The 25,780-nt window shown below is 42.1% G+C and carries 33 protein-coding genes; 13 read left to right on the top strand and 20 right to left on the bottom strand.

The genetic code is table 11. The annotated features are described in order from the left end of the window. Window positions 1-83 precede the first annotated feature (83 nt). Window positions 84-1,253: an MFS transporter gene (locus tag QM454_RS11130; RefSeq protein ID WP_432363967.1), complete on the bottom strand. Its 1,170-nt coding sequence runs from the start codon at window positions 1,251-1,253 to the stop codon at window positions 84-86. Between the two features lie 223 nt (window positions 1,254-1,476). Between QM454_RS11130 and QM454_RS11125 the strand changes: the two genes are divergently transcribed. Continuing rightward, window positions 1,477-1,860, top strand: a complete 384-nt coding sequence (locus QM454_RS11125) for a hypothetical protein (protein ID WP_432357945.1) — start codon at window positions 1,477-1,479, stop codon at window positions 1,858-1,860. 52 nt (window positions 1,861-1,912) lie between these two features. Here the strand turns inward: QM454_RS11125 and QM454_RS11120 are convergent, their stop codons facing one another. The 6 genes from QM454_RS11120 to QM454_RS11095 all read right to left on the bottom strand — a co-directional run bounded on the left by QM454_RS11120 (window position 1,913) and on the right by QM454_RS11095 (window position 6,013). Beyond that, window positions 1,913-3,118: a dicarboxylate/amino acid:cation symporter gene (locus tag QM454_RS11120; protein ID WP_432363965.1), complete on the bottom strand. Its 1,206-nt coding sequence runs from the start codon at window positions 3,116-3,118 to the stop codon at window positions 1,913-1,915. A 134-nt stretch (window positions 3,119-3,252) separates the two neighbouring features. Further along, a complete protein-coding gene (locus QM454_RS11115; RefSeq protein WP_432357942.1) occupies window positions 3,253-3,558 on the bottom strand; it encodes a DUF4870 domain-containing protein in 306 nt (101 codons plus the stop codon). Between the two features lie 63 nt (window positions 3,559-3,621). Continuing rightward, window positions 3,622-4,716: a beta-N-acetylhexosaminidase gene (nagZ, locus tag QM454_RS11110; protein WP_432357941.1), complete on the bottom strand. Its 1,095-nt coding sequence runs from the start codon at window positions 4,714-4,716 to the stop codon at window positions 3,622-3,624. A gap of 146 nt (window positions 4,717-4,862) precedes the next feature. After that, window positions 4,863-5,249, bottom strand: coding sequence for a DnaJ family domain-containing protein (locus QM454_RS11105; RefSeq protein ID WP_432357939.1), 387 nt, complete (start codon window positions 5,247-5,249; stop codon window positions 4,863-4,865). 2 nt (window positions 5,250-5,251) lie between these two features. After that, a complete protein-coding gene (locus tag QM454_RS11100) occupies window positions 5,252-5,500 on the bottom strand; it encodes a hypothetical protein (RefSeq protein ID WP_432357937.1) in 249 nt (82 codons plus the stop codon). A gap of 33 nt (window positions 5,501-5,533) precedes the next feature. Further along, on the bottom strand, window positions 5,534-6,013 hold the full coding sequence (locus tag QM454_RS11095; protein ID WP_432357935.1) for a PaaI family thioesterase: 480 nt from the start codon (window positions 6,011-6,013) through the stop codon (window positions 5,534-5,536). A 205-nt stretch (window positions 6,014-6,218) separates the two neighbouring features. On the opposite strand from QM454_RS11095, the gene QM454_RS11090 reads away from it, so the two are divergent. Then, window positions 6,219-6,662, top strand: a complete 444-nt coding sequence (locus tag QM454_RS11090) for a hypothetical protein (RefSeq protein ID WP_432357932.1) — start codon at window positions 6,219-6,221, stop codon at window positions 6,660-6,662. 40 nt (window positions 6,663-6,702) lie between these two features. Here the strand turns inward: QM454_RS11090 and QM454_RS11085 are convergent, their stop codons facing one another. The 4 genes from QM454_RS11085 to QM454_RS11070 all read right to left on the bottom strand — a co-directional run bounded on the left by QM454_RS11085 (window position 6,703) and on the right by QM454_RS11070 (window position 8,929). Continuing rightward, window positions 6,703-7,155 carry an NUDIX hydrolase gene (locus QM454_RS11085; protein ID WP_432357931.1) on the bottom strand — a complete coding sequence of 151 codons (453 nt, stop codon included), beginning with the start codon at window positions 7,153-7,155 and terminating at the stop codon, window positions 6,703-6,705. A 114-nt stretch (window positions 7,156-7,269) separates the two neighbouring features. After that, a complete protein-coding gene (locus QM454_RS11080) occupies window positions 7,270-8,064 on the bottom strand; it encodes a class I SAM-dependent methyltransferase (RefSeq protein WP_432357930.1) in 795 nt (264 codons plus the stop codon). Next, window positions 8,061-8,516 (bottom strand): NUDIX hydrolase, encoded by a 456-nt coding sequence (locus tag QM454_RS11075; protein WP_432357927.1) that lies wholly within the window; start codon window positions 8,514-8,516, stop codon window positions 8,061-8,063. The genes QM454_RS11080 and QM454_RS11075 overlap by 4 nt, the downstream gene beginning before the upstream one ends. Then, window positions 8,513-8,929 carry an NUDIX hydrolase gene (locus QM454_RS11070; RefSeq protein ID WP_432357925.1) on the bottom strand — a complete coding sequence of 139 codons (417 nt, stop codon included), beginning with the start codon at window positions 8,927-8,929 and terminating at the stop codon, window positions 8,513-8,515. The genes QM454_RS11075 and QM454_RS11070 overlap by 4 nt, the downstream gene beginning before the upstream one ends. 62 nt (window positions 8,930-8,991) lie before the next feature. Between QM454_RS11070 and QM454_RS11065 the strand changes: the two genes are divergently transcribed. The 5 genes from QM454_RS11065 to QM454_RS11045 all read left to right on the top strand — a co-directional run bounded on the left by QM454_RS11065 (window position 8,992) and on the right by QM454_RS11045 (window position 13,751). Continuing rightward, complete coding sequence (locus QM454_RS11065; RefSeq protein WP_432357923.1) at window positions 8,992-9,291, top strand: hypothetical protein; 300 nt, start codon at window positions 8,992-8,994, stop codon at window positions 9,289-9,291. Between the two features lie 112 nt (window positions 9,292-9,403). Beyond that, a complete protein-coding gene (gene pepF / locus QM454_RS11060) occupies window positions 9,404-11,224 on the top strand; it encodes an oligoendopeptidase F (protein WP_432357921.1) in 1,821 nt (606 codons plus the stop codon). 128 nt (window positions 11,225-11,352) lie between these two features. Then, window positions 11,353-12,099: a hypothetical protein gene (locus QM454_RS11055; RefSeq protein ID WP_432357920.1), complete on the top strand. Its 747-nt coding sequence runs from the start codon at window positions 11,353-11,355 to the stop codon at window positions 12,097-12,099. 139 nt (window positions 12,100-12,238) lie between these two features. Continuing rightward, the gene (locus tag QM454_RS11050; protein WP_432357918.1) at window positions 12,239-13,417 is read left to right on the top strand and encodes a pyridoxal phosphate-dependent aminotransferase; all 1,179 of its coding nucleotides are present in this window, start codon (window positions 12,239-12,241) and stop codon (window positions 13,415-13,417) included. A 40-nt stretch (window positions 13,418-13,457) separates the two neighbouring features. Continuing rightward, a complete protein-coding gene (locus QM454_RS11045; protein WP_432357916.1) occupies window positions 13,458-13,751 on the top strand; it encodes a hypothetical protein in 294 nt (97 codons plus the stop codon). Here the strand turns inward: QM454_RS11045 and QM454_RS11040 are convergent. The 3 genes from QM454_RS11040 to QM454_RS11030 form a co-directional block, all read right to left on the bottom strand. Next, complete coding sequence (locus tag QM454_RS11040; protein ID WP_432357914.1) at window positions 13,709-14,557, bottom strand: GNAT family N-acetyltransferase; 849 nt, start codon at window positions 14,555-14,557, stop codon at window positions 13,709-13,711. The genes QM454_RS11045 and QM454_RS11040 overlap by 43 nt on opposite strands. A 124-nt stretch (window positions 14,558-14,681) precedes the next feature. Next, window positions 14,682-15,032 carry an ASCH domain-containing protein gene (locus QM454_RS11035; protein WP_432357912.1) on the bottom strand — a complete coding sequence of 117 codons (351 nt, stop codon included), beginning with the start codon at window positions 15,030-15,032 and terminating at the stop codon, window positions 14,682-14,684. Between the two features lie 147 nt (window positions 15,033-15,179). Then, window positions 15,180-15,911 carry a FixH family protein gene (locus tag QM454_RS11030; RefSeq protein ID WP_432357910.1) on the bottom strand — a complete coding sequence of 244 codons (732 nt, stop codon included), beginning with the start codon at window positions 15,909-15,911 and terminating at the stop codon, window positions 15,180-15,182. A 156-nt stretch (window positions 15,912-16,067) separates the two neighbouring features. Here QM454_RS11030 and QM454_RS11025 point away from each other — a divergent pair, with 156 nt between their 5' ends. From QM454_RS11025 to QM454_RS11000, 6 genes are all read left to right on the top strand, one after another. Continuing rightward, a complete protein-coding gene (locus tag QM454_RS11025; protein WP_432357907.1) occupies window positions 16,068-16,745 on the top strand; it encodes a response regulator transcription factor in 678 nt (225 codons plus the stop codon). Beyond that, window positions 16,745-18,154, top strand: coding sequence for a sensor histidine kinase (locus QM454_RS11020; RefSeq protein ID WP_432357904.1), 1,410 nt, complete (start codon window positions 16,745-16,747; stop codon window positions 18,152-18,154). Before QM454_RS11025 ends, QM454_RS11020 begins: the two co-directional genes overlap by 1 nt. Beyond that, window positions 18,154-18,723, top strand: a complete 570-nt coding sequence (locus tag QM454_RS11015) for an SCO family protein (protein ID WP_432357902.1) — start codon at window positions 18,154-18,156, stop codon at window positions 18,721-18,723. The genes QM454_RS11020 and QM454_RS11015 overlap by 1 nt, the downstream gene beginning before the upstream one ends. Before the next feature lie 72 nt (window positions 18,724-18,795). Beyond that, window positions 18,796-19,095 (top strand): hypothetical protein, encoded by a 300-nt coding sequence (locus QM454_RS11010; RefSeq protein ID WP_432357900.1) that lies wholly within the window; start codon window positions 18,796-18,798, stop codon window positions 19,093-19,095. A 56-nt stretch (window positions 19,096-19,151) separates the two neighbouring features. Further along, window positions 19,152-19,523 (top strand): hypothetical protein, encoded by a 372-nt coding sequence (locus tag QM454_RS11005; protein ID WP_432357898.1) that lies wholly within the window; start codon window positions 19,152-19,154, stop codon window positions 19,521-19,523. Window positions 19,524-19,647: 124 nt separating this feature from the next. After that, window positions 19,648-21,069, top strand: coding sequence for a tyrosine phenol-lyase (locus QM454_RS11000; RefSeq protein WP_432357895.1), 1,422 nt, complete (start codon window positions 19,648-19,650; stop codon window positions 21,067-21,069). Between the two features lie 91 nt (window positions 21,070-21,160). On the opposite strand, the gene rlmN is transcribed toward QM454_RS11000, so the two are convergent. The 6 genes from rlmN to hisA form a co-directional block, all read right to left on the bottom strand. Further along, the gene (gene rlmN, locus QM454_RS10995; RefSeq protein WP_432357894.1) at window positions 21,161-22,228 is read right to left on the bottom strand and encodes a 23S rRNA (adenine(2503)-C(2))-methyltransferase RlmN; all 1,068 of its coding nucleotides are present in this window, start codon (window positions 22,226-22,228) and stop codon (window positions 21,161-21,163) included. 87 nt (window positions 22,229-22,315) lie between these two features. Continuing rightward, window positions 22,316-22,507 (bottom strand): hypothetical protein, encoded by a 192-nt coding sequence (locus tag QM454_RS10990; RefSeq protein ID WP_432357891.1) that lies wholly within the window; start codon window positions 22,505-22,507, stop codon window positions 22,316-22,318. A gap of 85 nt (window positions 22,508-22,592) precedes the next feature. Then, window positions 22,593-23,660 carry a histidinol-phosphate transaminase gene (gene hisC / locus QM454_RS10985; RefSeq protein ID WP_432357889.1) on the bottom strand — a complete coding sequence of 356 codons (1,068 nt, stop codon included), beginning with the start codon at window positions 23,658-23,660 and terminating at the stop codon, window positions 22,593-22,595. Next, the gene (hisIE, locus tag QM454_RS10980) at window positions 23,653-24,303 is read right to left on the bottom strand and encodes a bifunctional phosphoribosyl-AMP cyclohydrolase/phosphoribosyl-ATP diphosphatase HisIE (RefSeq protein WP_432357888.1); all 651 of its coding nucleotides are present in this window, start codon (window positions 24,301-24,303) and stop codon (window positions 23,653-23,655) included. The genes hisC and hisIE overlap by 8 nt, the downstream gene beginning before the upstream one ends. Continuing rightward, the gene (gene hisF / locus QM454_RS10975; RefSeq protein WP_432357885.1) at window positions 24,300-25,058 is read right to left on the bottom strand and encodes an imidazole glycerol phosphate synthase subunit HisF; all 759 of its coding nucleotides are present in this window, start codon (window positions 25,056-25,058) and stop codon (window positions 24,300-24,302) included. The genes hisIE and hisF overlap by 4 nt, the downstream gene beginning before the upstream one ends. Further along, entirely contained in the window at window positions 25,021-25,770 is a 750-nt protein-coding gene (hisA, locus tag QM454_RS10970) for a 1-(5-phosphoribosyl)-5-[(5-phosphoribosylamino)methylideneamino]imidazole-4-carboxamide isomerase (RefSeq protein WP_432357882.1), read from the bottom strand. The genes hisF and hisA overlap by 38 nt, the downstream gene beginning before the upstream one ends. Window positions 25,771-25,780 lie beyond the last annotated feature (10 nt).

Here is a 25,780-nt window from a genome sequence, read left to right as displayed (position 1 = left end):
TGCAGAAGTCACCTTAATTGTTGAAAGTAGCCAATGGAATAAAAAAACGCCCACCATCAAAACGACGGTGAAGCGTTACGCCATTAATTCGCAGTTGGTGACGTGATTTTCTGATCCTTAGGTAGAGCCAGTCCTACAAGGCCGATCAATGGTAGGAACGAGGCGATGACCATCGTCGGGAAGATACCAATCGTATCCATCAATTTCCCAATAACAACCGCGCCGATCGCTCCCATCCCGAATGCCAAGCCTACTGTCAAACCGGCCATTGTTCCGATTTTGCTCGGTACTAGCTCCTGTGCGTAAATGACAGTGACCGTGAAGCTAAGCATAATGGAAAATCCGATTGTTGCAAGCAAGATTCCTACTGCCCAAAGTGGAGCGTGCGGAAGCAGGAAGCAGAAAGGCACAGGAATTAAAAGCGATAAGACGATGACGTTTTTTCTTCCAATTCGATCCGCCATCGGACCTCCGAAAAATGTACCTGCAGCACCAAGCGCCATGAAAAGGAATATGTATAGCTGTCCTATCTCAATTTTCAATCCATAATCATCCATTAAGTAAAAGATATAGAAGCTAGTGACTTTCGTGAAGTAAAACGAACGGGCAAAAATGATTACTAACAGTAACGTGAGTGCAATCCCAATTTGTTTTTTTGTCAAATTACCGATTGAGGAAAGGAGCACTTTTTTACGATTGTTCTGCTTGTCTAGCTCCAACTGCCTTTTATACCAAGCGGATATTTTAGACAATATAAAAATTCCGAGTGCCGCCACCGCAATGAAAACGGCTGCCCCTTTTTGACCGAGTGGCACTAAAACAAATGCACTGATCAGCGGAGCCAATGCTTGTCCAGTATTCCCACCAACTTGGTAGATCGACTGTGAAAGTCCCCTTTTTGTCCCCGCCGCTAAGAAGGATACGCGGGAGCCTTCCGGATGGAATACCGCGGAACCGAGCCCTAATATAATGACCGACAGGAGAATGAGCCAATAGCTTGGCGCGATTGCCAAACCTGCCATTCCGATGAGGGAAAATGTCATTCCGATAGGAAGTGCATATGGCATCGGCTTTCTGTCGCTGAAATAGCCGACGACAGGCTGCAGGACGGAAGCTACCATATTCAATGCAAAAAAGATGTAACCGAGTTGAGTAAAGCTTAATCCTCTTTCCTTTTCCAACACCGGAAACATCGCCGGTATGACTGCTTGAAGCGTATCATTCAATAAATGGCAAGCCCCGATAGCGAACATAATCGGATATGCCGGGTTGTTCGTATGCTCTGTCTGTTTAATAGATGTCAATAAAATCCCCACGCTTTTTTTATTAATTTCAACAATAATTCCAGTATACAGCAATTAGAAGTTCGAATGTTAAGAATCTGAAAAAATCATTTAACATACGATTTTCTGTGTTAAGTCACCGCATTTCCGGGTAGATTACACAGTACTAGCATTCGAAAGGATTGAAGTTGAAATGACAGCGCTCGGAAATGTATCTTTAATGACGTTGTTTCCGATTACCCTCCTGTTGCTCACTATGGAAATCGTCCTAGTCTCCTACAAATCAACTTCCCCTAAGTGGACAACAGGGCTGGCGTATGGCAATCTCATTATTAACGTCGCATGGACTGTACTAATTATTATCCTCCTTCTCAATCCGTCTCTCGTTTTGCCGCATCTTGCAGATGTCATCGCGGATGTATTCCAACGGTCGCCTGACGATATTATTCCGCAAGTCCATTTAATAGTCATCGTCGTCGGTCTCGCTTCGATTGTCACGACCATTATCGATGCGTTTATAGGCTTTACAAAACTACGAAGTGAAAACCGAGAAGTAAACAAAGTAATGCGGGAATAATTTTGTACGATAAAAAGAGACCGGAATCTCCCATTGGATTCCGGTCTCTTCTTTATTCACTATCCAACACTTTTTCCGTACCCGCAACAACGACTGCCGCAGAAGCATCTCCGACGACATTCACCGATGTCCTCATCATATCGAGCACTCTGTCAATACCGGCTATCAATGCAATCCCTTCAAGTGGCATATTCACTGACGTCAAAACCATTGCAAGCATAATCATACCTGCCCCTGGAACGCCAGCTGTACCGATTGACGCTAAAATGGTAATGAGAACAACCGTCAGCAGCTGGAGGAACGACAATTCCAAACTGTAGAACTGTGCAATGAAAATGACGGCAACCCCTTGGTAAATAGCTGTACCGTCCATATTGACAGTTGCGCCGAGCGGGAGGACGAAACTCGATATTTTATTTGGAACGCCGAGGTTTTCATTCGTATTTTTAATTGTCACTGGCAATGTCCCTGAACTGCTTGCGGTACTAAAAGCGACTAACGCCGCAGGAGAAATTCCTTTGAAAAATCTTTTCGGGCTCATTCCGGCAAACGTTTTAACTGCCGTCGAGTAAATGATGACCGCATGAAGGATACACGCGATGTAAACTGCCAATATCACTTTGACGAGCGGCAAAAGGACAGATAGACCGTATTGACCAATAACCGGCGCAAGTAAACCTAAAATCCCGATTGGGGCCACTTTCATGACAATCCCTGTAATTTTATACATCACTTCGGAGAAGGCCTCAAAAAACGAATAGACAGGACGCGCCTTTTCTCCGACTAGTGTAATGGCGAGCCCAATGAACAACGCAAAGAAGATGATTTGCAAAATGCTGCCCGTTGCCAAGGCGGTAAATGGATTTTCCGGTATGATATTTAGTAATGTCGTAATTGCACTTTGCGGTTCTTTCGTCGCGGATTCTGGAGCGACCAAGCCGGCGGATGAAATTGATAACCCTTTACCTGGCGATATTAAAAATGCGATAGCAAGACCGATGATGATTGCAATAGCTGTAGTCGCTAAATAATAAGCGACCGTTTTCACCCCGATCCTTCCGAGTTGTTTTGGATCAGAAGTACCAGCAACGCCGACGACTAATGTAGACAAAATGAGCGGAGCAATGATGAATTTAATTAATCGTAAAAATAAATCCCCAAACGGCTTCAGAAAATTAATGGAACTTCCGAACAAACTGCCTAAAATAACGGCTAATACGAAGGCGATAAAAATCTGTGTCACGAGATTGAATTTAATCTTCATTCTTCTCCCCTTTCTTGAAATTGTACGTTACCTTGCTACTACCAACATATACAACTCACGTGCATAACATGAATGAAAACAGACAATAAAAAAAGCCCCCAGAACGCTTTCGCGAAAAGGGGAGCCGATCAGAACCATTTGCCGACAATCGGATAATTGTATGTTTCACCTTGCAACGATTTCACAATTCCAATGATTGGAATAATAATTGTCATCAGCCCGAAAACGATAAGCATCGGAATGCCGATTATTAACAGAACCAAAAGTGCCGAGATGAAAATTAGTGCACCCATCACTAATTGGAATAACAGTGCTTGGATGGACAATCTTTTCACTTCTGAATCATCTACAACTAAAAATATGATGAACGGAACAAGGAATGGAGCAAAAAACGCGCTAGCATGAACGAGCACTTTCAAACCTATCTTTTCCAATCGCTCACCTCCTTGTTTTCTACTGTAAGTTATTTACGGACAACGAATAAGGAAGTTTCACTTTCATTCAATTAAATTATTGTATTTACGTTCGATAGCATTCAAGTCAATTTCTTCAATTTGAATATCTTTTAGTTGATAACGTTCCTTCAGCTTCAGAATCCGCCTTACGCTTTCATCGATCCGTTCTTCCGTAATTGTCCCCACCTGTACAGCAGAGAGTAATGCATTTATTGTACCGACCTGGTTTTCATAATCACCGGCAATTAATAACAGATCACTGCCTGCAATGAAAGACTGTAAAGCAGCTTCAGGAACTGTATAGTCATTGACGATTGCGCCCATCGTCATATCATCCGTAATGACTACACCTTCAAAATTCATTTCTTCTCGAAGCAAACCTGTTATGATCTTTTTCGATAAAGAGGAAGGATATGTGCTATCAAGCTCAGGAAACATAATATGCGCTACCATAATAACATCCACTTGTTCGTCAATTGCCCGTTGAAAAGGAATTAGATCGGTTTCATATAGCTCTACTAATGTCTTCTTAATAACAGGCAATGACAGATGAGAATCTACATGCGTATCCCCATGCCCCGGAAAATGTTTGACTACGGAAATGATTCCATTTTCCGTCATCCCCCTCATGACAGCCATGCCAATACGAGCGACTTCATCGGGATCGGATGAGAATGATCGGTCTCCGATGGCGGGATTTCTCGGATTGCTATGGACGTCCAAAACAGGTGCATAGTTCATGTTGTAGCCGAAGGCGTGTAACAATTCCGCGAGATAAGCACCAGTTTCATAAGCGAGCGTTTCATCACCTATTCGACCAAAATAGTCTGCTGCAGGCAACTTCTTCATACTGGAAGGCAAGCGGGATACACGACCACCTTCTTCATCAACAGAAATGAACAACGGTATGTTATAATCGGCATTCGCTTTTTTGCTTTCATTTAATAAATTCAGTATTCCAGCCGGGTACGAACTGTTTCTTCCTAATAAAATAATTCCCCCAACATGATATTTACGAATAAGACGGTCTAACTCGTCGCCATACGTCTTTCCTTCCATGCCGACGATGAGCAACTGGCCAATTTTTTCTTCTAGCGTCATCTCATCCATTACTAAATCAACATAGGAAATTGTCATTTCCGGTAACTCCGTCACTTGTGCCCTCTCGCTGAATGATGGTGTGTGTTTAGCGGGTTGTTGTACTGCAGGACTGCATCCCGTTAAAAGAATGAGTATGCAAATTAAATATAGCCTTGTACGACAGCGCACCGGATTGATCCGAACTACCTCCAAATTTCTTTTGCCTTATCGAGGGAGTCCAATGAAATACGACCTTTCAACATCGGAGGGGGGCAATGTCGATTATGCTCGGCAATTTTTTCATTCACTTCATTTACAAGTTGTTGTAAATCGCCCTGTTCGCCGTTCGATGAAAGAGTTGAAATTTCATTGATCATACTGCTAATTTCGTGCTGCAACTTCAACCAATGCGGCTTATAGCCCGCATCTTTTGCAATCCGTTGAAAATGCTGGAAAGTGTCGCCAGAAAAATATTCTTTTGGCAATGGTTTTCCGAAGCCTTTCAAATTTTCCATGCCGCTTTCCTCTTCACGTTTTTTCAACATATCTCCGATTAGATCATTGTATGGAGGCATCGAATTATCGGACATTCTTATCTCACTCTTTCATCGATTTTTAGTAGATCATTTTTGCCAGACGTGTACTCGAGCTTCATTTGTTCTAACTCAAGCTTCATCTTTTCGGTTTCAATAATAAAGTTTTGCTGTTTCATTTTCTCAAGTTCGATTTCTTCACGAACCATATCTGCCTTGAATTTCATCGTCTTCCGCTTATAATCTGTAATGATCGCCGTTATCGGTACACACATGACGATTGCTACAATTCCCATTACATATAACATCTGTACTCACCTATCCTTTCCATTATTACTTGTTTAATTTCTTGCAAACGTAGCCGGCATAACAACCCCGACGACTTCTCCTGTTGCACAGAGGACATCATCCGCAAACACTTCTACATTCACTTTCCATTTCTTCGGGTGAATCTCTTCAACTGTCCCGACTGCTTTCAATTTTTCCCCTTGAGGCGTCGGCTTCAAAAAATTCACGGTTAACGAAGCGGTGACAAAACGGGGAACTTCAGCTCCGTCTCCTGGCTCATTCCCATTTTTCCGATGCAAAGCAAGAGCGCACGACCCCGTTCCATGGCAATCCACGAATGATGCGATGAGTCCGCCGTATACAAATCCCGGAATCGCCATATGTTTTTCCAAAGGCTCATAATATGTAACCGTTTTCTCCCCATCCCAACCCGTTCGGAAATGGTACCCATCCTCATTCAGCCGTCCACACCCGAAACACCAAGCGAAATCATCTGCATAAAAATCTTGAATTGCATGTTCAACTTTAGCCATTTCTCACCCTCCGTATATTCTATATAGTTCGAATACTAGTATAACATTAATTTTCAAGCATCTCTTAAGAGACCTTCACGATTTTTTAAATTTTCTTTCCCCGCTCAGTCGTTAATTTTTCCTTCGCGAGAATCATAGCATGAGTACTATTCCATTTAAGCACCTACTGCGTATACTATACAAACGAAGATAGGAGGAATTGAACATGAAACTGCGAGCTATCTTGCTTCTTTCACTCATGATTGGCGGCATGTATGTAATGATTGAAACAATTAATGAATTTAACGAAAAAAGCTTTAGTGAATTTTTGGAGACGATCGATGCCAATTTCAATTCGCTCACTTTCAATACTCCTCCGATGCACGGTAATCCCGCCGCAACATGGAATGTCAATGACAACCAACAGGTGGAAGAATTGCTTCAATTCCTACAAAATTATCATGTTAAGAAATTGAAGCCGGAAGAAATTAACCCTGATGACAATATCGATGAATTAACAATTAGCTTAAAAGACCAAGATGGAAACAGCATGACAATCATCGTTGCAGAAAATCTCATCATCCAAAACGAACAACTCTATTATGAAATCGTCGATGGCCCACTCGATGTCGACTGGATTGTTCGATTTTTCGTTAGCAATAAATTTTAAAGGTATTTTACAGTTGCAGCATGTATGCGGAAACACGTTCTTATTTTCGCTTTTGCGCATATTGCTGAATCATCGATCGTATGAACGGGCTCAAGTTTTCCGGTAACTTGTGCAAATGGAAGAACCCGACTTCTGATGTCTCAATGCCGTCCGCTTTTAGTTCACCGCCACGAATGTCATTCGTTGCATAAACTATTGTCACCGAAAAATATTCGTGGCCATTGCTCAAAACGGTATGTGTTTGTGGGCCGGAGACAACGGTTACAAGCTCCAACTTTCCAATCTGTATGCCCGTTTCCTCATGCACTTCCCTCCGAGCTGTCTCTTCTGCAGACTCTCCTAGTTCCATGAAGCCGCCTGGAATGCCCCATCGTCCATCCAATTTTCTTTGAAGTAGGATTTCCCCTTTTTCATTGAACACCCCTACCCCTGCACCTGTAAGCAATAACGGCCGGTTCCCAATCATTTCTCTCAGATCCTCAATATACCCCACGACTCATTCCCCTTTTTGTCAATTAACATAACGCAATGCCTTCTATAATGAATTAAATTAATAGTGCGTAAAAAATATCAGCGTGCGCATTATTCGCAGAGTTACAAAAGCAATTCACGTAGTTGCGATAATTGTAAATGTTCCTGGAAGCTTATCAGCAATACATTTTGGTGAACCTGCCGGAAATGCCCAATGAACCCCTTTATCTTCTTTCATTTTTATTAATTTCAGGTCAGAGTTAATAAAAGCATTGACCACTTCAGATAACGTCCATTGTCTAATTACATTTTCCTTTAACTGTTGTTGCATTTCTTTTGGCAAAAGGGCTGCGTAGGCAACGTCGACCTCTAAGTATTCTTCTCTAAAATAATCACCATCTACAATCGTTTCCCCGTTTGAAAAGCGCATCGTTTTTGAAACGAAGGGATGATAATCTCTTACGATAAAAATCCCTGTCTCATTCAACAGTTTGGACACCTTTTCAAATACAGGATGTAAATCCACGAAATAATGAAGTACTCCCATTTCAAGGATGACGATGTCGAATAGCGACATTTCTTCAACTTCCAATTCGAGTACGTCTTTGACGATATAAGTTAGCGAAACTCCTGCCGCTTCTGCTAATTCCAATGCATATCGTTGATTTTCATTGGATAGGTCAACAACTGTGACATCTGCACCAAGGAGTGCGAAGCTGACTGCTTTATTTCCTTTTGAACCAAGTAAATTAAGGACTCTTTTTCCATCAACATCTCCAATTACGTCTAAGTAATAGCTGACCTTTTTAGACGGATCTGCCTTTAATTCGTTTGCGTAGTCTTTAGGTGAACCATGTCGTGCCACCCATGCCTGGTAAGCGTTTTGATTCCATCCTATTTTATTTCTTTCACTCATCTGCTGCTGGTTCATGAAATTCCCCTTCCAAGCTTTTCAGCTAAACTATTAGGAAACAACACTTTTTCACCTGTTACGAAATCCATTATGTTAATCCACTTAGCAAATGATACGTTCTCGTTTTCCTGTATATTGAATAGAGTTCGGTTATAGTTTTCCTTATCTACAAAGTTGACCTTATATACTAGGATAATTTCATGGCCAATTTGCTCATTGATTATAAAGATGTTTTCAATACATCCTATAAACCTATCAATTTCCACATTTACCTTTAATTCTTCATTGAATTCCCTAATAAGCGCCTCGGCTGATTTCTCCCCAAATTCTATTGATCCACCAATAGGACGATAATACATTCCGTTCCCTCTAGAATGATTTCCCTCAAATTCTTCAACTAATATTCGATGTCCAGATTCCAGAATGCCAATTACTTTTGCCCTTGGATATTTTTCACATCTCCTATTCAAGCCTGCACTCCTTGAAAATTATATGAGAGTGATGTTTCGAGCAGTCCTTCTATCCCGCCTTCATAATACGGCACCGCTTCATTCGCGAATGAAAGATCTTTCCATTCCGCATCTAAAATCCCGCCTTTATCTTGGACAACTACTTCCCCATCAAACGCTTCTGCTAAAAACGTAAAAAATAACACATGATTATTTTCTTTTTGCCTGAACGCCTCATTCACCGTAAGCAGTTTACCAACCTTCACGTTAAGTCCGGTTTCCTCCCATACTTCACGTTGCGCTGCCTGTTCTAACGTCTCTCCTTTTTCCACGCCACCTCCAGGCAACGTCCAATTATCATATTTCTTATTCTTCACCATAAGTACTTTTCCCTTTTTCAAAATGACTGAATATACAACATCTACACGATTCATTATTGAACTCCCCCCTACTCGTATATACTTAGAATCATAGCTTATGACCGGAGGGATGGACAGTGGAATTCAGAAATATCAATGAACAAATCATTCAACAATACAAGGAGGATGAAACACTTATGATTCGCCTGTTTGTGCAATGGTGCTCGAACAATGAATTAGATCCTCATACAGTTTATAAAAAGGCATATCCAGATCAAATGGAAAATGCAGCCTTACAAGAAGTAATCGAAAGCGATGATGGCTTTGAAGAGTTCCATATCGACAATGAAACAATGCTCGACGTCCTTCAACTTTTCGGCAATGAAGATCTCGCCTTTGTTGTCGCAGATGAGATGGAACGACAGTCAAGAAAGTAACAAACGAAAAGAGTTAAGAACTACCTATTCATTTTTACTTTTCTATAAGTTTGCTATATACTATCATTAGTTCGATATCCGTAATAATTAGAATTAAAAGGGAGAGATGAGAATGGTGAAAAGTTTACCATCACGTTCAGAAGTGAACGTCGAAGAGACATGGAATTTGGAAGACCTTTTCAAAACTGAAGAGGAATATAATGCAGCCATTAAGGAACTTGAAAGTGAAGTTGCTTCTTTCGAAGAACGCTTCAAGGGGAATATTACTAATGAGAAAGCAATCATCGAAGCTTTAGATGGATATGCATCTATCATGGGCAAGATGGTACCAATCGGGACGTATACGAGTCTTTCGCATAGTGTCGACCAAACAAATGATGAAGCACAAATGCGCGCAAGTAAATATGGCTCAATTGCTTCCAAACTCGGAAGCCAGCTTTCATTCTTTACAAGTGAGCTTTCCGAATTGTCAAGTGAGCTATTGGAAAACGCGATGAATCAATCCGAGGAGTATAAAAACTATCTTGAAGAATTGATCCGTCAAAAGCCATACAAGCTTCATCCGGAAGTAGAGAAAACGTTGGCAGCATTCTCTTCTGTTCTGAACGCACCATATGGATTGTATAATACGACAAAATTAGTCGACATGAACTTTAATGATTTTGAAGTTAATGGAGAAAACTACCCATTAAGCTATACGACATTTGAAGGCGTATGGGAGTCAGAAACAGATACGAAAAAGAGAAGAGCCGCGTATGATGCATTCCATGCAAAATTGAGAGAGTATCAGCATACGACTGCAAAGACGTACGATATGCATTTGCAAAAGGAAAAAACAACCGCCGACCTAAGAGGACATGAGACAGTCTTCGATTATCTTCTCTTCAATCAAAAAGTCGATCGCACTATGTATGACCGCCAAATCGACTTGATTATGCAACATCTTGCACCGCATATGCGCAAATACGCAAAGCTTCTTCAAAAAGTTCACGGACTCGAAGAGATGACGTTCTCAGATTTAAAGATTTCTTTAGATCCGAACTATGAGCCGAAAATTACAATTGAAGAATCAAAGAAATATATTGAAGATGCACTTGCAATTATGGGTGACGATTATATGAACATGATTGATCGTTCCTATAAAGAGCGGTGGACCGATTTTGCACAGAACACTGGCAAATCGACAGGCGCTTTCTGTTCGAGCCCTTACGGCGTCCACCCTTATATTTTAATTTCTTGGACAGGAAGCATGGAAGATGTGTTTGTTTTGGCGCATGAGCTTGGCCACGCGGGGCACTTCTACAATGCTCACCAACACCAGAACATTTTTAATTCACGCCCATCTATGTACTTCATCGAAGCTCCATCTACGATGAACGAAATGTTGATGGCGAACCACTTGCTATCCAATTCGGATGATCCGAAGTTTAAGCGTTGGGTCATTTCTTCCATCGTAGCGCGTACGTATTACCATAACTTCGTCACACATCTATTGGAAGCGGCATACCAACGTAAAGTGTACGAGCGCATCGATGCTGGTGGCAGTGTGAATGCGAATGTGCTGAACAGCTTGAAGCGCGGCGTCCTCGAAGAGTTCTGGGGAGAAGACGTAAAAATTAATGAAGGTGCTGAATTGACATGGATGCGCCAGCCACATTACTATATGGGCTTGTATCCGTACACATATAGCGCTGGATTGACAATTTCTACACAAGTATCAAAACGTATTTTGGAGGAAGGACAACCTGCCGTTGAGGAGTGGTTGAAAGTGTTGCAAGCAGGCGGCACGAAATCACCTGCTGAGCTTTCCAAAATGGCGGGAGTCGATATTACGACAGAACAGCCGTTGCTCGATACAATTGCGTATATCGGCGAGTTAATTGATCAGCTCGTACAGTTGACGGAAGAGATAGAAGCTACACAAGTAAACTAATTTTAAATTTGCTGTCCCCACAAACAGAGGGGACAGCTTTTTATGTTGACCGTTGTTATTCGCTTTACCTTCCGATATGATAAATACAAATCTATTTACTGTAACTATTTTTGAAATGAGGGATTTACTTGTCTTCTACACAATCCAACTGGTATGTTCGACTTGGCTGTCTAGCGCCAATTATCGGAATAGTTGCCATGTTTTATTTCATCAAGCGCGAGGCGTTCCTACTCGGCTTTATTTTTTTCGCGGTGTTTTTCGGATTTGCTGCACTCTTTTTATTGCTCTCCACACGGACGGAAGAAAAGTTGAAGGCAAACCAGCGAGACTATTTGAATACATTCCAACCGAAAGCATCGAATTATAACGAATCGCACGCCTTTGTTGCCGATGATTTACTCTCCAAAATTACTGTTGACGAAAAAAATCGTCGAATCCATTTTTGGGAGCCTGCTCCCCTTATTGATGGGAAGATCGTGAAAAAAGCATTTAAACAAATGCCTTACATACTCTCAGATTATCCATATTCCGCTATATTAGCAGTTGAAATATACGAAAACGGCACACGACAGAAAACAGTTGTGAAGGAAGCCGAAGGGACAATGGAACGTATTGAATCTCTCGGACAATCCGTCACCCAAATTATTACTAATAAAATTCCTTTTGCGAAAAAGGCAATCCACCGTAGAATTGCTACCGTTGAAATGAAACTAATTGTCGATGACGAGAAAAAGCCGGTTCGTATTATTCGTTTCTATTCAAATCTCGATAAGCGGTTGAAAAGGGACTCCACCGAACATCAAAAGCTGCAACATCAAGTCGACCATTGGGTTTCCCTATTGACTTTCGTTATGGAACAGCATCGAAATCAATAGAGCTGCACCCGTTTCCATGCGGGTTGCAGCTTTTTCCTTTTGTGTAAAAATTCATGTTGAGTTTCCTATGACGCATATAGTAGAATGAAAGCAAATGATAGTCAGACGAGTCAAAAAAATACGAAAACGAGGTCGTTACATGTTGATTTCAAATCGTGTACAAAACATGCCACCCCATTTCTTTTCGTCGCTTGTGAAAAAAGTGGACGCCGCAAAAGCTACAGGATTAGACATTATCAATTTAGGGAGAGGCAATCCCGATCAACCAACACCCTCCCATATTATTAAAGCTTTGCAACAAGCTGCAGAGAAGCCGGAAACACATGGGTACTCGCCTTTCACCGGCATTCCTGAGTTCAGAAAAGCCATCTCGGAATTTTATAAGCGGGAATATGACGTTGATATCGATCCTGAAACAGAAGTCGCGATTTTAGGCGGGTCCAAAATAGGGCTTGTTGAAGTTCCTATGGCGATGATGAATGAAGGAGATTTGCTTTTGCTGCCCAATCCCGGGTATCCCGATTATTTATCGGGGGTCAGTCTCGCCAATGTCGAATATAAAACGATGCCACTTTTAAAGGAAAATGGTTTCATGCCCGATTTTAATGCTCTGTCCGAAGAAGTGAAACAGAAAGCAAAAATCATGTATTTGAACTATCCGAACAACCCGACAAGCGCAGTAGCAACGGTCCCATTTTTTAATGAAGCCGCTTCATTTGCAAAGGAGAATGATATTTTTATTTTGCATGATATGGCATATGGCGGAATTGGTTTCGATGGCGAAAAGCCTGTCAGCTTCCTGCAAGCAGAAGGCGCAAAAGAAATTGGTATTGAAATGTACACGTTATCGAAAACATACAACATGGCCGGCTGGAGAGTTGCTTTTGCGGTCGGAAATTCTCAAATGATTGAGGCGATTAATGAACTCCAACACCACTTATTCATCAGTCTTTTCCCGGCAGTCCAACATGCCGCTATCGCTGCATTGACGGGGGATCAAACTTGTGTCCGCGAACTGACTGCAATGTATGAAAAACGCAGAAATGTATTAATTGCCGAATGTAAGCGGATCGGATGGGACGTAGAAGCGCCAAAAGCATCTTTTTTTGCATGGTTGCCTGTTCCGCGGGGTTATTCGAGTGAGTCTTTTGCGGATATCCTACTTCATCAGGCGGGAGTCGTCGTCGCTCCAGGCCACGGTTTCGGAACACACGGTGAAGGTTATGTGCGTGTCGGTCTTTTGGCGAGCGAAGAACGCATTGCTGAGGCGGTTCGCAGAATTGAAAAGTTGGGAATATTTTCAGTGAGTGAAGCATAATATGAACGAGGCCGCCTGCAGATGAGAGGCGGCCTTTTGTGTGATGACGATTTTGGACGTGGGACATGCTGCTTTGAGCGCAAGACCTGCTGCTTTAAGCGCGAGCCCACTTGTTTTGAGCGCAGGACACGCTGCTTTGAGCGCGGGACACACTGCTTTGAGCGCGAGACCAGCCGCTTTGAGCGCGAGACCAGCCGCTTTGAGCGCGAGACCAGCCGCTTTGAGCGCGAGACCAGCCGCTTTGAGCGCAGGACCAGCCGCTTTGAGCGCGTGGCATGCCATCCCCTATTTTTATTTCTCAAAACCGATATGGATTGAATCGGCAATATGTTGATAGCCGATTTCTTTGTAGATTTTATTCGACGTCGGGTTCATCATATCCGTATACAGCACGCAAAATTTATAGTCCTTCAACAGTTCCTTCGAACCTTGCGCGACCATCGTTCGTGCATACCCCTTTTTCCTCTCCTCTTTCGGCGTAAAGACGAGGGAGACTGTGACGCTGTTTTTAGTCGGTCGTGATTTCTTCATCATCGAGACGACTTTGCCTTCATTCTCCCACAAGAAAACTTCGCGGGCTTCAAGGAAAGTAGCCACTCGTTCTTTAACAAGTTCTGGTGATGTTCGATTCAAGTTCGTGTCTTCCTCAAACATTGCAAACCATTTTTCAATTAACGGAGCATCTGCATCGGTCGCAAACCTCCACGTTCCCGGGCTCATTTCAAGTGACTCATCAACTTTATCCAATCGATAAAGACCTTGATCCATAAGCAATTTTTGCGTCTCTCCTGTGTGACGCTCCCAAGCACTCGCGAATGAAATCGCCCATTGCTTCACACTGATGACGGATGGGATCGCAATCGAATTAACACGTAATTCCTGTATAACGAAATCGATCGCTTCATCCTTCCTGCTTTCATTTACAATGATAAGATTCAATGGATGCGGCGGGGTCATTTGTAGCAGCGCAAGCACATCTCCCTCATCCGTCACAGCTGCCATGAAAGGATTTTCGTACTTCCCTGCTTTTATCGCCTGTAAAATGCCAAAGAACAGGCTAAACACATCCTCATTTTTCGCTATAATTGGTTCTGCTACTTCAGCAAATTGCTTCGCGTCTTCGTATTGAACAAATTCCATTTGAATCTCCCCTTTTCTTTTCTAGGAAGTATAGATGTAAAAAGTAGAATTGTCTATCTTATTAGTAATCAAATAAAAAGGATGTGCTTCAATTATGAGCACATCCCTGTTATGTTATCCTTATTCATTTCACTAAAGCATCGGTTTTTGCGACAGGACTGAATTCGTGAACCCATACGCTCATTGTCGAAAGCCACGGCATATTCGGGTGCAAATCAAGAATTGATTGCTTGTATTCTTCCATGTTCGCAAACCCTTCCTGCTTCGCATGATCATCGGTCATTTCACCGAGCGTTTGCTTGTAAAGCCTATCGATTTTGAACTCTTTTCCTTCCAACACCATAATTTCATCCGGATATGCATAGACACCGTTCCGTCTCGTCGCTGTTTTTTCACCTTTCAATACTCTCTCGACGTCCGCCGAAACAGTGACAAGCCGCTCAACCGAACATGTCTTTTCAGGTAGTTTATTCATACTGCACCGCTCCTTTTCTGAATCTCTGAATCTATCATATCGATTCCCGTTCAAAAATTCCATATGCAGCAGTTGCGAGCGCCTCTTATTCCACTAGGAATTTCACGATGCAGTCACAATCGCTGCATTGGGATAATAAAGAGCTTCTTACTTCACTTCGAATGTATATTCTTCATGTTCATGCAGACCGTCTGCATTTTGTACATGAATGATGACGGTATAAGTACCTGCCTTTTCGAATGAATATGCCGAAACATATTCTCCTTGGTTCGTTTCTTCAGCATTAATCCAAAGAGGCTTGTTACCAAGAACCTCACTTAAAAATTGATAACGAACATCCGCTTCTACAAGGGGCTGTTCATCAATCTGTACATGAGTTATCAATTCCACTTCTTCACCAGTCTTCGCATTTTCCGGTATAACAAAATGGGCTACAAAACCGTCAGCATGTCCATGGTCGTCATCGTGATCGTTGTATTCAGCGCCCTCACCAATTGTCACTTGCTTTACCGGCATCGAATGATATCCTTTTGCGTCCACATGTACTTGGATATGAAAGAGTCCGTCATGGTCAAATGAAGTTTCCGCTGTATACGTGCCGTCCTTTTCATTGACAGCGTCAATCATGATCGAATCGCCTTTCATTCCTTCTTCCCAAACTTCGTATACGACTTTATCGGCATCAACTACTTTTTCATCACCGTATGTGACAAGGGCTTCCATTTTCACTGTGTCACCGACTTCCGCCTGTTCGGTTACAGTCAATTCGACTTCAAACGGCAGCACTTCCACCGTCGATCCGTCATCCACGTCTTTCCCACAAGCAGCTAAAACTCCTAGCCCAATGATCAAGCTGAGCATTATGTATAGTTTTTTCATTATACACCCTCCACTTTCTACCATTTGACGAGTATATTGTTAGATATGATATTATCAAGTAAATGCGAAGTAATTATGAAGTGGACCTTTTCATAAGTATTTCACAACTATTTCGTATAGTATACTAGAATATATGTGTGAAATGAGGATAAATATATGAATCCATATACGATCTTAATAGTAGATGATGAACAACAAATGAGAAAATTGGTGCGCACTTTCCTCATCCCGGAAGGATATGTCGTCGAAGAGGCAACAGATGGCATGGATGCTTTGTCTAAAGTGTATAAACTGCAGCCCGATTTATGCATTGTCGATGTCATGATGCCGTATATGAATGGATTCGACTTTGCGAAAGAGTTGAAACGAACGACGAATATCCCAATTATCTTCTTATCTGCCAGAGGTGAAGAATGGGATAAAGTTGAAGGACTTAAAATCGGAGGCGATGATTATATCGTCAAGCCGTTTATGCCAGGCGAGTTAATTGCAAGAGTTGAATCTGTTCTAAGAAGAACCTATCAACACCAGCGAAGAACACAAGTATTGACAGTTGGTCCTCTCGTCATCGATCATCTTGCGCATAAAGTTACTGTGGATAATAATCCCATTTCATTGACAGTGAAAGAGTTCGGCATTCTTGAGACACTCGCTAGAAAACCGGGCCGTGTCTTTACAAGGGATCAAATTTTAAGTCTTGTATGGGGAGATCATCATCAAAGCACAGACCGAACGATTGATACGCATATTAAAACATTGCGATTGAAGTTAGGGGAAGCGGGAAGCATGGTTGAAACGGTTTGGGGAATCGGATATAAGCTTGAGGTGAAATAATGAAAAAGCTCACATTGAGCCAAAAAATATTAGTTATTTTTATATCGAGCCTTGCATTCACTATCCTTTTTTCATTTTTCTTCATTCACTTCCTTTATTCAAAACTGTATCTTTCAAGCATAGAAGAATCGATTGTCTATCAAGGAAAGCGGACTGCATCCCATTACCATTATGGTGAATTAAGTGACGAAATTATTGAAAAGATTCATTGGTATAATATTGTCTCCGAATACGAAGTTATCGTCGTAGACCATTTAGATGATTTAACGTCATATTTTCCTTATAAGATTGATTATGAAAATCTAGTAGACGATGACGATTACAAAAGTCTCAACAAAGGGGCTTACATTTTGAAGAAAGGATATGTCGAGGAGCTTGACCGCGAAATCTTAGGAGCTATTTTTCCAATAAAGGGCGAAACAGGATTAATCGGTTTTATTTACATATACGTGCCGCTCGCAGCTATTCAAGATGTCTTTCGGGAAAGCATTCCCCTTCTGTCCACTGTAGGAACATTATTCTTTTTCATTCTGTTCCTCATTCTCAACCGTGCATGGCAATCACTGTTTCGGCCGTTGCAAGAGCTTCAACAACTTTCGGCTGAAGTTTCACGAGGAAATTATAGCAAGCGTATCGAAACCGATCGCGAAGACGAGATTGGCCAATTGACGAATGCGTTTAACTTGATGAGCTTATCATTGGAAGAACAAGAAGAACGGAAGAAAGAATTCACATCCAATCTAGTTCACGAGTTACGGACACCGTTGACGTATATCGGAGGATATACACATGCCTTGAAGGAAAAGGTCTATTCATCGCCCGAAGAGGCAGAAAGCTACTTGACGACGATTGAAAAGGAGACTGAACGCCTCAATAAGCTCATTAACGATCTCATTGAGTTGAATCATCTGCAAGAAGATTTATATGTGCTCGTGAAAGAGCCGATTGTTATCGCACAAATCATTTGGGACACGCTTGATTTGTTTAACATCTTAATTTCTGAAAAAGGATTGAATGTACAACTCGACATCGAAGAGGACCTTATACTAATTGGCGATCCGAAAAGAATTCAACAAGTGTTCTACAACATTATTGATAATGCCGTAAAATATTCCTTCGATGAAGGATTGTTACACATTCAGTTGAAATCGGCAGGAGAGACTATCGAATTCAACGTGACGAATAAAGGAATTGTCATACCGGAAGACGATATAGAGAGAATTGGAGAGCGTTTTTTCCGATCTGACAAAGCGAGGACCCGGACGACTGGAGGGACAGGACTTGGCCTTTCAATCGTAAAAGAAATTATTCGCCTACATGGTGGCACTTTTTCCATTAGAAGTAATTCGGTAACTGGAACTACCGTGACGATCCGTTTTGCAAATAATATACAAGATGGGGATGAATAATGAAAACGATTAAATTGCTATCCACGATTTTCGTTGCCTTATCCCTTTTATCTGCTTGCGGCGTTTCAAAACATCCAGGAAGGCAAGTTGCCTCCTTCTCGTTTACCGACCAAAACGGTGATCCATTCGGCACTGATCAACTTACTGGGAAAGTGTGGATTGCGAATTTCATTTTCACGACTTGCAGCACAGTTTGTACGCCAATGTCCCATAAAATGGCTGATTTTCAAAAAACATTTAACGAGCTAGGCATCGAAGTAGAGTTCGTGTCATTCACTGTCGATCCCGAAATCGATACCCCTCAAGTGTTGAAAGAATTCGTCGGACAGTTTTCGGAAGATGACTCAAACTGGCATTTATTGACTGGCTATTCACAAGATGCAATCGGAAAACTTGCATTGAATCAGTTCCAAACAATCGTGCAGAAGCCTCAACAATCAGGTCAAGTCATTCATGGGTCGAACTTTTATATTGTTAATCAAAAAGGATATATTGTGTATGAAGTTAGTTATATCGAAGAGGCTTTTGAAGAGCAGATTTTCACTGAAGTAAAACGCTTAGTGAAATGATGACGGATTGATTGGCGTCGGAACAGAAAACTGGTAGCATGGATGCAACATGAATATCCAGGAGGAATCCGCTTGAAAGAATCAATCTCTTCTTTAACCTATTTTACAGTCGAGCGGTCTATCGATTGGTTTAATCAGAACCATCGTCAAACAGCCCGCACTCTACAGCTGTTCGAGGAATCGATCACATCATCAGATCATACGTTTACATTGGATCATGTCCATGATGTCTCCTATCGGCCATTTTCTAATGGCACTGGGCTTTTCTATCTCCATACAAACCGCGGTGTTTTTACATTCGGTGTAAATGAAAACCCACATGAATTCATTCAATCTTACAAGCGACTTAAAGGGGATCCTTTCGCTTATTAACTAACACTTTTCACCCTTTTTCCGTTATGATATATACTGAAAGTGGGTGTAACTCAATGGATAAAAAGTTATGGAAAATAGGATTTTTCACAAGCCTAACTTCCTTCGTACTGCTAATATTAGGGGTTCGAACTATTTTAGGGACAGAATTGGAGTTCAAAAATTACGTGGCATTTGGCGTATTTAGTCTGACGGTCGGTATTTTGGCTTCTACTATGCTGTTCTATAAAATGAAAATTGCCTTCCGGATTTTCATGGCAGGTCTTGTTTTAGGTTTCGCCGAGTTTTTTAGAAATTTCCTTATGGATGCGAACGGTTTCGGAGACTTGATTGGCGTCCTTTCATTATTCATGATCACAACGTTCGGATTCGGACTTGGCATAATTGTGCAGTTTATCGTCATTGGTATTCGAAAATTAAAGAAATAGGATTTATTGATTGGCCGCCACATATATATGAATGGCGGCCTTTTATTGTGTAAATTTATTGAATAGTAGGTTTCTAAGCGATATAGTGAAATGGGGAAAATCTTTTTCAAAAGGGGATGTTATTATGAAAAGAAGAACAGCAGAGCCGTATAAGATTAAAAGTGTGGAGACGCTTTCCATGCTATCTTACGAGGAACGCAAAGAGTCTCTTGAACGCGCAGGCTACAATACGTTTTTAATTGACTCGCAAGATGTGTACATCGATCTGTTGACGGATAGCGGAACGACGGCGATGAGTGATGCGCAATGGGGAGCGCTCATGACAGGTGATGAAGCGTATGCTGGAAGTAAGAGCTGGAAGCGATTGGAGCAAGCTGTCCGGGATGTTTATGGCTATCGATACGTATTGCCGACACATCAAGGCCGAGGTGCCGAAAATATTTTGTCGCAGCTGAAAATTAAAGAAGGCGATTATGTGCCAGGCAATATGTATTTCACGACGACGCGTGCCCACCAGGAAATGAATGGTGCAACGTTCGTCGACATCATTATTGACGAAGCGCATGATCCATCTATTGACCTTCCTTTCAAAGGGAATGTCGATTTGGATAAACTACGTAAGTTGATTCAACAAGTCGGTGCTGACAAGATTCCGTATGTTTGCATTGCAGTTACGGTGAATCTTGCAGGAGGTCAGCCAGTCAGCATGCAAAATATGAAAGACGTATATGAACTGTGCAAGTCACATAATATCGATGTCATGTTCGATGCGACGCGTTGTGTTGAAAACGCTTACTTTATTAAAGAGCGTGAGGAAGGTTATGCGAACCGCCCTGTTTCTGAAATATTGAAGGAAATGATGTCTTATTCAGACGGGTGCACGATGAGCGGGAAAAAAGACTGCCTCGTGAATATCGGTGGATTCCTCGCGATGAATGATGAAGACCTTTATATCCGGTCACGTGAGCTCGTTGTCGTGTATGAAGGAATGCCTTCTTACGGTGGAATGGCGGGCCGCGATATGGAAGCAATGGCGATTGGTATTCGGGAAGCAGTCGATGATCATTATATTGAGCATCGAATCGGCCAAGTGCGACATCTAGGACAACAGTTGTTGGATGCAGGAATTCCGATTGTGCAGCCGATTGGCGGACATGCGGTATTTTTGGATGCACGTGCTTTCCTTCCCCACTTAAGTCAGGACGAGTTTCCAGCGCAAGCACTTGCTGCCGCCCTCTATTTGGATTCCGGTGTCCGCAGTATGGAACGCGGCATCGTTTCTGCAGGACGAAATATACAGACAGGTGAACATAATCGGCCAAATCTTGAGCTTGTGCGATTGACGATTCCTCGCAGGGTGTATACGAATAATCATATGGACGTCGTTGTCGATTCGATTTTGGCGTTATATGAGAAGAGAGATGCCATTTGCGGGTTGAGTATGGTCTACGAGCCACCTACGCTACGCTTCTTCAATGCGCGTTTTGCTCCGTTATCGGAAAATGGAGAGTTAATAAGTGAGGAAAACAAAAGCATAAAAGCGTAGGCTGAAGAATAGCCTTTGCGCGCCGCATATATATCTATTTCATCACATACAAAAACGCATGCTTTTATTTGCTAGCATGCGTTTTTGTTATTTATTTCGTTACTTTATCTTTCTTAATTTGCTTGCTTCGCAATTGTCCGCATGCAGCGTCGATATCCGTACCTTGTTCGAGTCGGACGCCGCAGTTAATGCCGCGCTTTTTCAACGTTTCGTAGAAAGACTTAATCGCTTCAGGTTTGCTTCGCTTATATTGGCCGTGTTCATCAACCGGATTGTACGGGATAAGGTTGACGTAAGACAAATGACGTTTATTATACAGCAGTTTCGCCAATTGCTCAGCTTCTGCAACGTGGTCATTCACGTCATCCAATAGAATATACTCGAATGTAATTCGACGGTTTGTCGTTTCCAAATAATAATCGATTGCATCCATTAGCTTTTCAATCGGGTATGCTTTGTTAATTTTCATAATGCTCGACCGCAGTTCATTATTCGGTGCATGAAGAGATACTGCCAAATTGATTTGAATGTTCTCTTCTGCGAACTCACGGATTTTCGGTGTCAGGCCGCTCGTTGATACGGTGACGTGGCGAGCACCGATTGATAAACCTTTTTGGTCATTAATGACACGCAGAAAGTTCATTAGGTTCGTATAGTTGTCGAACGGTTCGCCAATTCCCATGACGACAATATGGCTGACACGTTCCCCATTGCCAAGTTCGTCAAGATGCTGTTGCACTTTCATTATTTGACCGACGATTTCTCCAGCGTCCAAATCCCGGTTTTTCTTCAATAAACCACTGGCGCAAAAACTACATCCGATATTGCATCCAACTTGTGTCGTCACACATACTGAATGCCCGTATGGGAATTTCATCAAAACGGTTTCAATTAAGTTTCCGTCTTGCATTTTAAATAGGAATTTGATCGTACCATCATCAGAAACTTGTTTCACCGACTGCTCAAGTGTTTGGATTACAAAGTTATCTTCCAATAATTCAAGGCATTCTTTATTTATATTTGTCATGTCCGCAAAGTTAGTGACACGCTTTTTGTAAAGCCAGTCCCACACTTGTGCAGCGCGGAATTTCTTTTGTCCGTTTTCGATTAGCCAAGCTGTTAGCTGTTCCAGCGTCAAGCCGTAAATTGATTTTTTCATGTCAATTCCTCACTTCTCACTTTTGCATTCAGTCAGTATATCATGAAACGAATAAAAACAGAAGAAAAAAAGCTGCATTGTATAATGTCAGCTTTCGTTATTTTGGCTCATTTTCTTATCTTTATCCTGTTTTATTTTCATCGTGAAAATAAATCCATTCATCACTGTTAAGACGGCGAAGAAGATTGCGAGGCCTGTCTTTCCTTTTGAGAAAAAATCAATTGCAAAATAACTTAATAAGACGATCATTGCGAGATCGATGAACTTCGATGCCTTCATCTGGATGTTCCTCCTTTACACCAAAACTTCCATGTGACAACAGTATAGCAGTTCCCTATCCCGCATTACCATCCTTTTATTATTTTCAGCTATCAACGGAAAGCAATTTCTCCAATTTTCCTAACAAATGATCCATCTGTTCATCCGTGCCGATCGAAATGCGCAAATAATTGTCAATGTCAGGCTGATTGAAATGGCGCACGAGAATTCCATCCTCTTTCAATTGTCCATACAAATCAGCGGCTGCCCTATCGCTATGTGAAGCAAATACGAAATTTGCCTGTGATGGCAAAACGTGAAAGCCTAATTGTAGTAATGATTTTATAAATCGATCCCTTGTCTCTTTAATTTTCGTTATCGTGTTGTTGAAGTACTCACGGTCATTAAATGCAGCCATCGCCCCGGAAATTGCAAGCCTGTCTACTGTATAGGAATTGACGGAATCCTTAATTCTATTAAGCGCTTCGATTAAATCGGGATGTCCGATTGCATAACCGACTCGCAACCCTGCAAGTGAGCGCGATTTCGATGTCGTTTGGACAACGAGGAGATTATTATACGACTGTACCAATTCTACGGCAGAAGCCGTCGCAAAATCGATATACGCCTCATCGATGATGACGACTGTATTAGGATTATTACGTAAAATCGATTCGATGCAAGAAAGCTCCATATACAAACTCGTCGGGGCATTCGGATTCGGTAAAATGACGCCTCCTTCTGACTCGAAAAACGATTCTACAGGCAAAGTGAAGTCTTCATTCAGACGGATAGGCTCATATGGAATGTCAAACAATTTTGCGTAAACCGGGTAAAAGCTATACGTAATGTTCGGAAAGCGAATCGGTATCCTAGGATGGAAGAATGCCATGAATGAAAAGGCGAGAACTTCATCCGATCCATTGCCAACAAAAACTTCTTCCTTTGAGACATTGTATGTTTCTGCAATCGCAAGACGCAATTTGTCAACTGTCGGAGATGGATACAACCGAAGCTGCCCTTCTAACTCTTCCAATATCGCTTCTCTTACGAGTGGGCTTGGTGGATAGGGATTTTCATTCGTATTCAATTTAATAACGTCCGGATTGTTTAACTGTTCGCCTGGTACGTACGGTTCTGCTCGTTTTACCATTTCACTCCAAAACTTATTCATTTTGTGACACCTCACTACTGTTTGGTCGTCTACCTTTAAGAATTGTCTTCACGTCATTGATTGAGACGTCCAACAGTTCCATAAGGACGAGCGTGTGATACGTCAAATCGGCAAGTTCATTCGACAATTCTTCCTTATCCCGGTTTTTAGCACCGATGACGACTTCCGTCGATTCCTCCCCGATTTTCTTTAACACTTTATCGATCCCTTCTCGGAATAAATACGATGTATAAGAGCCTTCGATTGGGTTTGCGCGCCGTTCCTTTATTTCATCGGCGATTTCATGCACGACGTTGCGCACTGACCGCTCCTCTTCAAACGCGATGGAATGAAAGCATGATGTTTCTCCCTTATGGCATGCAGGTCCTGAAGGTGCTACTTGAAGAAGGAGCGTATCGTGATCACAGTCGATTGATACCCTTTTAACGATTTGTCGATTGCCAGAAGTCGCGCCTTTATTCCAAAGCTCTTGCCTCGAGCGACTGTAAAACCAAGTCTCTTTCGTTTCAATCGTTTTTTGGATCGATTCCCGATTCATATAGGCAAGCATAAGTACTTCCCCTGTCCGGTCGTCCTGGACGATAGCTGGAATTAAACCGTTCTCATCAAAGATAAGTGCATCAATAGTAATGTTCATCATCATTCATTCCCAACGACTTCTTTTTGTTCTTCAATAAACGTCTTCAATTCCCCGACATTGATTTCATCAAAGTGAAATACAGACGCAGCAAGTGCAGCACTCGCCTTACCTTCCGTCAATACGTCCACGAAATGCTCTCGCTTCCCGGCTCCACCGCTTGCAACAACGGGAATGCTTACCGCAGCTGCCATCGCTTTGTAAAGTTCAATATCGTAGCCATCTTTCACGCCATCTTCGTCAATACTGTTGACGACGAGTTCCCCTGCACCTAGCTTTTCCCCTTGTTTCGCCCACTCAATTGCATCTAGTCCCGTATCTTCCATGCCGCCTTTTGCAAAGACGTTCCATTTTTCGGAGCCTGTTTTCTTAACGTCCATTGAGAGGATAATCCGTTCTGAACCGAATTTCACTGCCGCTTCTTGGATTAGTTTCGGATTTAGCAAAGCAGCGCTATTAATGGACACTTTGTCCCCGCCGATGCTGAGTATTTTTTCGACGTCATCAATCGTACGAATACCGCCACCGACGATAAAAGGAATCGGAACTTCTTTTGCAATTTCTTCAATTAAATCAAGAAACATATCTCTGTTTTTCGTAGAGGCCGATATATCGTAAAAAACTAGCTCATCCGCGCCATCCTCTACGTACTTTTTCGCAAGAGTAAGCGGGTCCGCAACTTCAATTACGTCGAGGAATTTCTTTCCTTTCACGACTTTCCTATTATCGACGTCCATACAAGGAATAATTCGTTTTTTCATTTCCTACCGCCTCCAATGCTGTTTCAAAAGATAAGTTCTCTTCATACAACGCTTTTCCAATAATGGCACCATACAGATCCATATTTTTCAGCTTTACGATATCTTCAGCTGTCGAAACACCGCCGGAAGCGATAATGTCTAAATCAGATGCTTTGTTCATTACATATAATTCATCAAAATTCGGGCCTTGTAGCATACCGTCTTTCAATATATCGGTATATACAATCGTTTTGACGCCGATATCGTCTAGCCATCGTAACAATTTGACTGCTTTGACATCCGTCGTTTCCGTCCAACCATCCGTCGCAACGAATCCATTTCGCGCGTCAATTGACACTGCAATTTTTTCGCCATAGTTAGCGACCGCTTCTTTGACAAAGCTTGGATCTTGAATGGCGGCCGTTCCGATAATAACCCTGCTTACTCCGTTAGCAATATGCGCATCGACTGTCTCCATCGTCCGGACCCCTCCGCCGACTTGAACAGGGATATTTACAGCCTTCGTAATTTGCCTGATCGCTTCACTATTTAATGAATTGCCGGTCTTCGCACCGTCTAAGTCGACGACATGTATATACTCGGCACCTTGCCTTTCCCATTCTTTCGCCATATCAGATGGCGAATCATTGTATACGGTTTCCTGGGAGTAGTCGCCTTGTTTGAGACGGACGCATTTTCCCCCTCTAATATCGATTGCCGGAAATAAAATCATTGTGACACTC

The sequence above is a fragment of the Sporosarcina sp. UB5 genome, from assembly GCF_050859005.1.
Taxonomy (GTDB): Bacteria; Bacillota; Bacilli; order Bacillales_A; family Planococcaceae; genus Sporosarcina.
This window is presented reverse-complemented; position numbering and strand designations above follow the sequence as displayed.

Coding starts and splice junctions, on each gene's coding strand:
- nagZ (WP_432357941.1), bottom strand. CDS start 4,716: ATGACAATTTCCTATGTTGATTTAGTAATGGATGAGATGACGCTAGAA.
- QM454_RS11090 (WP_432357932.1), top strand. CDS start 6,219: ATGAAACTGCGAGCTATCTTGCTTCTTTCACTCATGATTGGCGGCATG.
- rlmN (WP_432357894.1), bottom strand. CDS start 22,228: ATGAAAAAATCAATTTACGGCTTGACGCTGGAACAGCTAACAGCTTGG.
- QM454_RS11050 (WP_432357918.1), top strand. CDS start 12,239: ATGTTGATTTCAAATCGTGTACAAAACATGCCACCCCATTTCTTTTCG.
- QM454_RS11015 (WP_432357902.1), top strand. CDS start 18,154: ATGAAAACGATTAAATTGCTATCCACGATTTTCGTTGCCTTATCCCTT.
- QM454_RS11035 (WP_432357912.1), bottom strand. CDS start 15,032: ATGAATAAACTACCTGAAAAGACATGTTCGGTTGAGCGGCTTGTCACT.
- QM454_RS11005 (WP_432357898.1), top strand. CDS start 19,152: ATGGATAAAAAGTTATGGAAAATAGGATTTTTCACAAGCCTAACTTCC.
- pepF (WP_432357921.1), top strand. CDS start 9,404: ATGGTGAAAAGTTTACCATCACGTTCAGAAGTGAACGTCGAAGAGACA.
- QM454_RS11100 (WP_432357937.1), bottom strand. CDS start 5,500: ATGTTATATGTAATGGGAATTGTAGCAATCGTCATGTGTGTACCGATA.
- QM454_RS11020 (WP_432357904.1), top strand. CDS start 16,745: ATGAAAAAGCTCACATTGAGCCAAAAAATATTAGTTATTTTTATATCG.
- QM454_RS11025 (WP_432357907.1), top strand. CDS start 16,068: ATGAATCCATATACGATCTTAATAGTAGATGATGAACAACAAATGAGA.
- QM454_RS11080 (WP_432357930.1), bottom strand. CDS start 8,064: ATGAACCAGCAGCAGATGAGTGAAAGAAATAAAATAGGATGGAATCAA.
- QM454_RS11095 (WP_432357935.1), bottom strand. CDS start 6,013: ATGGCTAAAGTTGAACATGCAATTCAAGATTTTTATGCAGATGATTTC.
- hisIE (WP_432357888.1), bottom strand. CDS start 24,303: ATGATGATGAACATTACTATTGATGCACTTATCTTTGATGAGAACGGT.
- QM454_RS11105 (WP_432357939.1), bottom strand. CDS start 5,249: ATGTCCGATAATTCGATGCCTCCATACAATGATCTAATCGGAGATATG.
- QM454_RS11130 (WP_432363967.1), bottom strand. CDS start 1,253: ATGTTCGCTATCGGGGCTTGCCATTTATTGAATGATACGCTTCAAGCA.
- QM454_RS11000 (WP_432357895.1), top strand. CDS start 19,648: ATGAAAAGAAGAACAGCAGAGCCGTATAAGATTAAAAGTGTGGAGACG.
- QM454_RS11070 (WP_432357925.1), bottom strand. CDS start 8,929: ATGAATCGTGTAGATGTTGTATATTCAGTCATTTTGAAAAAGGGAAAA.
- hisF (WP_432357885.1), bottom strand. CDS start 25,058: ATGAAAAAACGAATTATTCCTTGTATGGACGTCGATAATAGGAAAGTC.
- QM454_RS11030 (WP_432357910.1), bottom strand. CDS start 15,911: ATGAAAAAACTATACATAATGCTCAGCTTGATCATTGGGCTAGGAGTT.
- QM454_RS11125 (WP_432357945.1), top strand. CDS start 1,477: ATGACAGCGCTCGGAAATGTATCTTTAATGACGTTGTTTCCGATTACC.
- hisA (WP_432357882.1), bottom strand. CDS start 25,770: ATGATTTTATTTCCGGCAATCGATATTAGAGGGGGAAAATGCGTCCGT.
- hisC (WP_432357889.1), bottom strand. CDS start 23,660: ATGAATAAGTTTTGGAGTGAAATGGTAAAACGAGCAGAACCGTACGTA.
- QM454_RS11040 (WP_432357914.1), bottom strand. CDS start 14,557: ATGGAATTTGTTCAATACGAAGACGCGAAGCAATTTGCTGAAGTAGCA.
- QM454_RS10990 (WP_432357891.1), bottom strand. CDS start 22,507: ATGAAGGCATCGAAGTTCATCGATCTCGCAATGATCGTCTTATTAAGT.